Below are 386 nucleotides of genomic sequence, written 5' to 3' on the forward strand. Positions count from 1 at the left end.
ATTATGTGTCACTGACCAAGCTCATAAACCGCAGATTAGGCATAGAGAACGGCGGGAGGGACAAGGCAGACCAGAGGACGCTGATGCACTTAAAATCGCTGGAAACGGTGGTGGAGCTGCATCTGGCTACGCTGATGGCGGAGGGGCTGCCGTACAAGGAGATATATCAGGGCGTGAAAAAGTTTATCGAAGCATTGTAGGAATCTCATGGCTGAAAATTCAGCCGCCAGTTTGAGTGGTAAGAAAAGGGCGGTCCGTTTGGGCCGCCTTACTTCATATAAGGGCAATAATATCGAAATATAAAACCCCGGATTGCTCCGGGGTCAGGCCCATCGTGTTACGCATTGGTTAAGAGGCTTGATGGGATCTGTTGATCTAAATATGAT

Annotated in this window: 1 pseudogene; it reads left to right on the plus strand. The window is 49.0% G+C overall.

Going from position 1 to position 386, the window contains the following annotated elements:
* Positions 1-200: pseudogene (locus NE473_RS30550) on the plus strand (hypothetical protein); the annotation flags it as partial.
* Positions 201-386: the final 186 nt, after the last annotated feature.

This window comes from Hungatella sp. SL.1.14, from assembly GCF_024460495.1.
Classification (GTDB): domain Bacteria; phylum Bacillota; class Clostridia; order Lachnospirales; family Lachnospiraceae; genus Hungatella; species Hungatella hathewayi.